The organism is Mesorhizobium sp. NFR06 (assembly GCF_900115245.1).
In the GTDB taxonomy this organism is placed as follows: domain Bacteria; phylum Pseudomonadota; class Alphaproteobacteria; order Rhizobiales; family Rhizobiaceae; genus Mesorhizobium.
Genome location: NZ_FOVT01000013.1, coordinates 176,973 through 186,133 on the forward strand (window position 1 = coordinate 176,973; position 9,161 = coordinate 186,133).

At 64.0% G+C, this 9,161-nt stretch carries 4 protein-coding genes; 1 reads left to right on the plus strand and 3 read right to left on the minus strand.

Annotated features, from left to right (window positions below; translation table 11 throughout):
* Positions 1–105 precede the first annotated feature (105 nt).
* On the plus strand, positions 106–3,255 hold the full coding sequence (locus tag F3H96_RS22080; RefSeq protein WP_149803825.1) for an efflux RND transporter permease subunit: 3,150 nt from the start codon (positions 106–108) through the stop codon (positions 3,253–3,255).
* Between the two features lie 204 nt (positions 3,256–3,459).
* Here the strand turns inward: F3H96_RS22080 and F3H96_RS22085 are convergent, their stop codons facing one another.
* The 3 genes from F3H96_RS22085 to F3H96_RS22095 form a co-directional block, all read right to left on the minus strand.
* Complete coding sequence (locus F3H96_RS22085) at positions 3,460–5,169, minus strand: APC family permease (RefSeq protein WP_149803826.1); 1,710 nt, start codon at positions 5,167–5,169, stop codon at positions 3,460–3,462.
* 238 nt (positions 5,170–5,407) lie between these two features.
* A complete protein-coding gene (locus F3H96_RS22090; protein ID WP_149803827.1) occupies positions 5,408–7,777 on the minus strand; it encodes an aminomethyltransferase family protein in 2,370 nt (789 codons plus the stop codon).
* 170 nt (positions 7,778–7,947) lie between these two features.
* Positions 7,948–9,078 carry an IS481 family transposase gene (locus tag F3H96_RS22095; protein WP_149791570.1) on the minus strand — a complete coding sequence of 377 codons (1,131 nt, stop codon included), beginning with the start codon at positions 9,076–9,078 and terminating at the stop codon, positions 7,948–7,950.
* Positions 9,079–9,161 lie beyond the last annotated feature (83 nt).

Below are 9,161 nucleotides of genomic sequence, written 5' to 3' on the forward strand. Positions count from 1 at the left end.
TGCGAGTCTCTCTCCGCTTGAGGGTCTCGCCGCCCGGAAGCCCGACCGATAATTCACGAGCGATGGCAAGCGTGCCTTGCCGATCAATTGGACTGGACTTGCGCCATGACCACAACCGACAGCACTGAAAAACGGCCCTTCAATCTTTCGCGCTGGGCGATCGGACATCCGAGCATCGCGCGCTTCCTGTTCGGCCTGATCATCCTTGCCGGCGCGCTCGGCCTGATGCGCATGGGCCAGAAGGAAGACCCGGACTTCACCTTCCGCGTCATGGTGGTGCAGGCGATCTGGCCCGGCGCCTCGATTCAGGACATGGAAGACCAGGTCGTCAACAAGATCGAGCGCAAGCTGCAGGAAACGCCGCATCTCGATTTCGTGCGTTCCTACACCCGCGCCGGCAGCGCCATCATTACGCTCCAGGTGAAAGGCGACACCAATGCCGAAGAGGTGAAGGACGCCTTCTACCAGGTCCGCAAGAAGGTCGGCGACATCGCTGGCGAACTGCCGCAGGGCCTGCTCGGTCCCTATTTCAACGACGAATTCGGCGACACCTTCATCACGCTGCATTCGATCAGCGGCGACGGCTTCACCTATCCGGAGCTGAAGAAGTTCGCCATCCAGGCGCGCGACATGCTTTTGACGACGCCGGGCGTCGAGAAGGCCGTCATCATCGGCGACCAGCCGGAGAAGATCTATATCGACGTCTCGTCCAAGGCGCTGGCCGAGCGCGGCCTGACCATCATCGATCTGCAGAACGCCGTGAAGGGCCAGAACGCCGTCGATCCGGCGGGCTCGGTCGACACTGGCCTGCGCTCGGTGCGCATCTCCGTCGAGGGCGACGTCACCAAGGCCGCCGACATCCGCGAGCTGAGGCTCCGCTCCGGCAACCAGGTGACGCGCCTGGGCGACATCGCCACCGTCTCTTCCGGTCTCGAGGATCCCTACGAGCGCAAATATCGCTTCAACGGCCACGAAAGCGTCCAGGTCGGCGTCGTCATGGCCAAGGGCTTCAACGTCAGGGATGTCGGCAAGGATGTCGAGGCGACCTACCAGCGCTTCGAGGCAGAGCTGCCCTACGGCGTTTCGGTCGACCAGATCTCCGACCAGCCCGAGGTCGTCAAGGACGCGGTGAGCGAGTTCATGGAGGCGCTGGGCGAAGCGCTGCTGATCGTGCTTGCCGTCTCGCTCCTGTCGATCGGCTGGCGCTCCGGCCTGGTGATCGCGATCGCCATTCCGCTGGTGCTCGCCGCCACCTTCGCCATCATGTATGAAATCGGCATCGACCTGCAGCGCATCTCGCTCGGCGCGCTCATCATCGCGCTTGGCCTGTTGGTCGACGATGCCATGATCGTTGTCGAGATGATGGAGCGAAAGCTCGAGGAGGGGCTGGTCAAGATCGAGGCGGCAAGCTTCGCCTATACCTCGACCGCCTTCCCGATGCTCAGCGGCACGCTGATCACCACGGCGGGCTTCATTCCGGTCGGTTTCGCCGCCTCCACCGCCGGCGAATATGTGCGCACGCTGTTCTACGTCGTCGGCATCGCGCTCATCGTGTCGTGGTTCGTCGCGGTCTATTTCACGCCGTGGCTGGGCTACATGATCCTGAAGCAGCGCAAGCATGCCGGCACCCACCATGATGTCTTCGACACCAGGTTCTACCGCCGCCTGCGCGCGACGGTCACCTGGGCCGTGAGCCACCGCATCATCGTTTTGGTGATGACCCTTGTCACCTTCGCCACCAGCCTGTGGGCTTTCCAGTTCATCCCGCAGAATTTCTTCCCGCAATCCTCGCGACCGGAAATCCTGGTCGATCTGTGGCTGCCGGAAGGCACCTCGATCAAGGAGGTCGAGAACCAGGCCAAGGCGCTGGAAGCCAGGATGATGGACGATCCCGACAAGCGCTACATCGCCACCTATATCGGCGAAGGCGCGCCGCGCTTCTTCCTGCCGCTCGACCAGCAGCTCAGGAATCCGAACTTCGCCCAGCTCCTGGTGATGGCCAAGGACGAGCCGGCCCGCGAGCGGCTGATCGTCAAGATGCGCAAGATCCTGGCACAGGATTTCCCCTCGATCCGCGGCAAGGTCGATCGGCTCTTCCTCGGCCCGCCGACCGGCTGGCCGGTGCAGATGCGCGTCATGGGCCCGGACCGCAATGAGGTGCGCCGCATCGCCGACGAGGTCAAGGCGAAGTTCCAGGCCAATCCGCTGCTCGGCGCCGTCCATGACGACTGGCTGGAACCGGTGCCGGCGATGAAGCTGGTGATCGATCAGGATCGCGCCCGTGCGCTTGGCGTCACCTCGCAGCGTATCCGCCAGGTGCTGCAGGGGACTATGTCCGGCGCGCCGCTCGACGACTTCCGCGACGGCGAGGAGACGGTTTCGATCGTCGCCCGCGAGCCGGACGCGACCCGCCACCTGCTCTCCTCGGTCGACTCGGTCTATATCCCGACCGACTTCGGCGGCTCGGTGCCGCTGTCTCAGGTGGCCAAGGTCGTGCCGGTCATGGAACAGGGCATCGAATGGCGGCGCAACCGCCTGCCGACGATCAGCGTGCGCGCCACGCTGCCGGACGGCGTACAGTCGAACGACGTCGTCACCAAGATGTACAACGACATGAAGGACCTGCGGGCCGGCCTCGCCCCCGGCTACAAGATCGAGATCCAGGGCGGTGCGGAGGACTCCGCCGAAAGCCAGGCCTCGATCGCGGCCAAGGCGCCGATCATGCTCGCCATCATCGTCGTGCTCCTGATGGTCCAGTTGCAGCATTTCGGCAAGTCGATGCTGGTGCTCGCCACCGGTCCGCTCGGCATCATCGGCGCCGCGGCGGCGCTTCTGATCAGCGGCGCGCCGTTCGGCTTCGTCGCCATCCTCGGCGTCATCGCGCTGCTCGGGATCATCATGCGCAACTCGATCATCCTGGTCGACCAGATCGATCAGGATATCGCCGCCGGGATGGAGCGATCGGAGGCGATCGTCGGCGCCGCCGTGCGCCGCTTCCGGCCGATCATGCTGACGGCGTTGACCGCGGTGCTGGCGCTGATCCCGATCTCGCGCGCCGTCTTCTGGGGGCCGCTGGCCTACGCCATGATGGGCGGCATTCTGGTCGCCACCGTGCTCACCATCCTGGTGCTGCCGGCTGGCTATGCCCTGTTCTTCGGCCGCGCGCCCAAGAAGGCGAAGTCGGACGAGCAGGCGCCCGAGCCGGAGAAGATCGAAGGCATCGAGCGGCCGCAATTGGCGCTGGCCGCGGAATAAAGCATGATCCAGAAAGGTGCGCGGCTTTAAAAAAAGATCATGCTGAAGCTTTGAGGTGGCAACCGAGGTTCATCCGCCATCGGCGTCCAGCCGGTGGCGGATGATCAACACTTGCAGGCATGCGCTGGTCAGCTTTCATGCCGTTATGCCGGCCAATAAATTCGGGCGCGCCGAAGCGCGCCCGTTTTTTCCAAGCATTTGTCGTCAGATGACGAACAGCCAGTTGGCTATCAGCATCACCGCCACGCCGGCAATCAGTGTGAGGTACGGCAGCATGCCGGCCTTCTTGACCGAGAGGTCGGCGCCAGCCATGCCGAGGTCGGCCAGCATGTGTTCCGGGAATTTGCCCTTGTCCTGGATGTAGTGGCGGAAGCAGAACACCGGGATGATCAGTGCCGCGGTGATCAGGCCCGCCCACAGCGCCATCGGATTCCACACCTTGGCGCCGGCTCCCATGAAGATGGCGTTGACGTAGGCGAAGATCGCGCCGATGCCGAGCAGCCAGGTCGGCGCCCGCCACGGCCGGTTGATGTGGCCGTTGTCGATGCGGTGGATCCAGCCTGCGTTGAGGTTGAGGAAGTTGAAGATGATGTAGCCGCAGTTCGACACGGCGAGGATGAAGAAGAAGCTCGTCGCGTCGGCCGACGCGATGGCCAGCACGATCAGGTTGAAACAGAGGTCGGTCCACATGGCGCGGGTCGGCGCCCCGTGCTCGTTGACATGGCTGAGGTAGCGCGGCAGCCAGCCGTCGACCGAGCCCTGGTAGAGCGTGCGCGAGGAGCCAGCCATCGCCGTCATGATGCAGAGCACCAGCGCCAGGATCATCAGCATGACAAGCAGGCTGTGGATCAGCTTGCCGCCGCCGACCATGCCAGCCAGAGCGTCGGCAACGCCCGAGCCGTCGACGATCGGCGTCGCCAGCATGCCGTTCAAGCCAAGCACGCCCTGGAAGGTGAACGGCACCAGGATGAAAAGGAGCATGCAGAGCAGGCCGGAGTAGAAGATCGCCTTGAAGGTGTCGGTGCCGGGGTTCTTGAATTCCGACGTATAGCAGACCGCCGTTTCGAAGCCGTAGGTCGACCATGCGGCGATGAACATGCCGCCCAGCGCCAGCGTCCAACCGGCGATGTTCCACGAACCCGGATCGGGAGCGTAGGCGGCGGCCAACGGCACCAGCGGCGAGAAGTTGGCCCAATTGATCTGGCCGGTGAAGATCGGCACCACGCCGACGATCAGCATCGGGATGATGACCAAGAGGCCGATATATTTCTGCACGTTGGCCGTGCCGAGGATGCCGCGATGCTGAATGGCGAAGATGATCAGCATCAGCACCGCGCCGATGAAGAAGGTGGCGTTGAAGGTGAACGACACCGGACCCAGCGTGTGGCTGAACAGCGACCAGGTGCGGATCGCCGGTGTCGCGGCAGCGGTCACCGCGGCGATGGCGTCGGCCGGAGCCGTTCCAACATGCGCGGCGATATAGGCGACCACCTCCGGCGAAGTCTCGGTGAAGATCGGGATCGGCGCCAGCGCGTTGAGGATATAGGCGGCGGCAATCGAGCAGCCGAGCGACAGCACCGGCGACCAGGCGAACCAGTTGCACCACACCGACAGCGGCGCGATGAGCTTCGAATAACGCAGCCAGGCCGTTGCGCCATAGATCGAGGCGCCGCCCGACTTGTTCGGGAACAGGCCGGCGATTTCGGCGTAGGTGAAGGACTGCAGGAAACCCATGATCATGGACACCGTCCAGATCAGGAAGGCCAGCGTTCCGGTCGTGCCGGCAATGCCGCCGATCGAGAACAGCACCAGCGCCGGAACGCCGCTTGCCACCCAGAAGGCGCCGCGCCAGTCGATATGCCTGAGCAGCTTGCTTTCGACAGGCTGCTCGAGGGCCGTGCTTATCGTGCTCATATGTGTGTCTTCCCCTTTTTCTGTTCCCCGCCGGTGACGCTTCGGCTCTCGCGAAGCTTGCTCCCCGGCAAATCATGATCCGACTGTCGTGTTTCCACTCAGTCGTATTTTTTTCTTAAGAGTGAAGATTGATCCGACACGCTTTCGCGTCAAGCGTTTTGTGGATGTCATGCACATCACGCTTGCCAAACATGCTCTTCTCTTCTCCCACAGGGGGAGAAGGCAAGGGTTGCCGCTATCAGGAACGCGGCCTGGTCTTCTGCGGATCGTAATGGGCGAACGCCACCACCCGCGCCGGCAGCCGCTTGGCATGGCCGTCGAGCTTGCCGATCTCGACTTCCGTGCCGATGTCGGCGTGGGTGACGTCGAGCCGTGCCAGCGCGATGGTCTTGCCGAGCAGCGGCGAGCGCATGCCGGAAGTGACGACACCGATCTGGGCGCGGCCGAGATGGACGCAGTCGCCATGGCCGACGGCGACGTTGGCGCCGATGTCGAGCCCGACCAGTTTGTGCTGGGGATGCTCCTTGCGCCGGATCAGCGCGTCGCGACCGATGAAGTCGTCGGCCTTGGTCTTCAGCGGCACGGTGAAGCCGATGCCGGCCTCGAACGGATCGGTCTGGTCGGAAAACTCGTAGCCGGCGAAGATCAGCCCGGCCTCGATGCGCACCATGTCGAGCGCCTGCAGGCCCATCGGCTTCAGCCCATGCGGCTGGCCGGCTTCCCAGATCGCGTCGAACACTTTTTCCGCGTCGCGCGGATGGCACCAGATCTCATAGCCGAGCTCGCCCGTATAGCCGGTGCGCGAGACCACGACCGGAACGCCGTTGCCGCCGCCGATGCGCGCGACCGCGAAGCGGAACCATTCGAGCTCGCCGATGGAAGGCTGCACCGGCGAGGTCCAGACGACCTCTTTCAATATGTCGCGGCTGTTCGGCCCTTGCACCGCGATGTTGTGCATCTGGTCGGTGGAGGACCGCACCAGCACGTTGAGGCCGAGTTTCTTGGCGGTCTCGCGCAGCCACTCGCCGGAAAGATCGTCGCCGCCGACCCAGCGGAAATTGTCCTTGCCGAGCCTCAGCAGCGTGCCGTCGTCGACCATGCCGCCATGCTCGTAGCACATCGCCGTATAGACGACCTGGCCGACGCCGAGCTTCTTGACGTCGCGCGTCAGCGTGTATTGCAGCAGCGCTTCCGCGTCGGGCCCGGTGACCTCGAACTTGCGCAGCGGCGACAAGTCCATGATCACGGCGGCCTGCCGGCAGGCCCAGTATTCGGCGATCGGGCCTTCCTTGGCGAAGGAATTGGCCAGCCAGTAGCCCCTGTATTCGACGAAGTCGCGCGTGTGCTTGGCTAAGCTCGAATGAAAGGCTGTCTCGCGGGTCATTTTCGGTTCCGAGTCGGGCTTCATGCGTCTGGCGATCGCTCGCGAGAATTTGTGCTGGCCGGAATAGCTGCGCACATGGATGTCGGTGAGGTCCCAGCCATTGGCGGGTGTGGTGTCGTCCGGGCAGGCCGAGGACACGCAGACGATGTCGGTCAGGGCGCGCAAGAGCACATAGTCGCCCGGCCGCGACCACGGTTCGTCCGACACCATCACGCCATGCGCGTCGATCGCCGTGTTGAAGAAGAAGTTGATCGCCATCCAGCCGGCGCGGGGCGTCACGCCCTTGTCGGCGAGCGCCTTGTTGAAATTCTCCGAGCAGTTGACATGGCCGGGATAGCCGATGTCGTCGTAGTATTTGGCCGCGCAGGCGAGCGCGAAGGCGTCGTGCCGGCCGCATGTGTCCTGCACCACCTCGACCAGCGGCTCCATGTCCTGGTCGTAATATTTCGAATGCAGGCCGGGCATCGGATAGGCCGAGCCCATCAGCGTTCGTGTCGTCGTCACGTCGAGCGGCAGGTCGCGCCCCTTGTCGATCTTGCGCGCGGAAAAACACTGGAAATCGGTGCATTGCCGGCCATCGACATCGATGATCTGCAGATAGTCGCCGGCCTTGACGAAATAGGACTCGGCGGTCGCCGAATGCACCCTGAGATCGAGCACCGGATCGGCGAGCGGATCGGGAAGCTGCGACCGCGTCTTCAGCCGGATCGTGGCGCGGCGCACCATCACGGTGAGCGGCGTCGCGGTGTTGTGGCCGTCGACCAGCATTGGCCCGCCGGGAGCCGCGACCAGCAGCGCGCCAGCGCGCTCTACCGAAAAGCTCTGCTCCGTGCCGGCGGGCGTGGCGCCGCCGAAAACACGCACGGCCATCGGCTGGTCGAGCTGCACCTTGCGGCGTTGCAGGGCAAGGCGCACAGCCGAGAGGCTGTCGTCGCCTTCGGACAGCAGCGCCTTGATGCCGGCCGCGTTGCTGTTGGACCGCTCGCCGAAAATGCCGGGATCGGTGACGCCGGATTTGTCCCAGGCCAGCAGCTCGCACGGCTGCCCGCCCTCGACATTGGTCACGCTGACGCTATCGCCGGCTTCGACGTCGATCAGCACCGCGCCATTGCCCTGGACGGTATAACGCTCCATGCCGGACGGCAGGCTGACCTGGCCCGGCCTCAAGATCAGGCTCGGGTGCGGCGGTCTGGACAGGACGGCAGGGTAGGGCGACTGGCTCATCTCAAACCCTCCTCCGAGCAAGAAACAACTTTGCCTGTGTGTGAAATTATTTTAGCAGCAAGAATAGCAGCGTGATGGCGTTTGGCAAGCACCAGCTCCCCTTCTCCCCCTTGTTTGGACCGGGGACATCGCGAACAGGTGTGCGAGGACATCGCGAACAGTTTTGCATGCTATCGGACCAAGGTGTTGAGGTCGATGGTTTCTATTTTCTGATGTCTGAACCAGGCGTCGAAGACGCCGTCGGTGGCGGTGGGGCGGAAAGCGACAGACTTTCCGGCGAAGGCCCGGCGCAAGCGTATGGTTCGGCCGAGAATGGAGACGAAGCCGTGCTGCTGAACGCGGCGGATGAGATCGTCCTTGGCATATTCGAACGGCTCGACAGTTTCGCGATACTGGCGTGGCGAGGCCTGGTAGCGATCGAGCGGCACGCCGCCGTCCAGCGCGTCGTGGGGACGCTGGGCGTTGTAGACGTGGCGCCACTGGTCGAATGCATCCTGAGCCTCGGCGAGATTGGCGAAGGGCGGTCCCTGCAATGCCTCGGCCTTGAGCGAACGATGGAAGCGCTCGTCCTTGCCGAGCGTCTGCGGATGGCAAGGCCGGGAGTGGCTGACGGCAATGCCAGTCTCGATCAGCCAGACGGTGAGCAAGGTGAAGTCGTTGCGGCCGCCATCGCCCCAGGGCGGGCCATTATCTGTGGCGATGCGCCATGGCAGGCCATAGCGACGGAAGGCGGCGATCAGCCGGGCTTTTACGGTCTCGGTGGTCTGGTCGGCGCAGGCCGACAGCGCGATCGAGAAGCGCGAATGGTCGTCGAGCACGGTAAGCGGATGCAGCCGGCCGGCGCGCAAGGCAACGTGGCCCTTGAAGTCCATCTGCCACAGGTGGTTGGGGGCGGCATGCTCGAAGCGAATGAAAGGCTGGGCTCCGCCGCCCAAAGCCCCCAGCTCGATACCGTTGCGGCGCAGGATCCCGGTGACCGTCGAAGCCGCCGGCGTGCCGATACCTTCGCGGGCAAGCACCCGCGCGATCTTGCGCCCACCCCAGGCTGGATGCGCCACACGCACCGAAACGGCTGCTGCTTCCACCTCCCGCGCACTGCGTGCCGGACTCGACAGTGGTCGCCGAGACTGCTCCGCCAGGCCTGCCGCGCCTTCCATCCGATAGCGCGAAAGCAACTTGTAACCACAGGTCCGACCAATGCCGAAGCGTCGGCACAACGCGCTCACATTAGCGCCAGGCGCCAGCGCCAATCTCACGAACTCTTCTTTCTGGCTCATCACGCTTTTGGCCTCGAATGGCATCCCGAACCCCCTCGCGCAAAACGCGCAAAACTGTTCGCGATGTCCTCGCACACCTGTTCGCGATGTCCCCGGTCCAAACACCC

What these genes read in the sequence shown, in the direction of transcription:
- F3H96_RS22090 (WP_149803827.1), bottom strand. Translation starts at nt 7,777, where the DNA reads ATGAGCCAGTCGCCCTACCCTGCCGTCCTGTCCAGACCGCCGCACCCG.
- F3H96_RS22080 (WP_149803825.1), top strand. Translation starts at nt 106, where the DNA reads ATGACCACAACCGACAGCACTGAAAAACGGCCCTTCAATCTTTCGCGC.
- F3H96_RS22085 (WP_149803826.1), bottom strand. Translation starts at nt 5,169, where the DNA reads ATGAGCACGATAAGCACGGCCCTCGAGCAGCCTGTCGAAAGCAAGCTG.
- F3H96_RS22095 (WP_149791570.1), bottom strand. Translation starts at nt 9,078, where the DNA reads ATGCCATTCGAGGCCAAAAGCGTGATGAGCCAGAAAGAAGAGTTCGTG.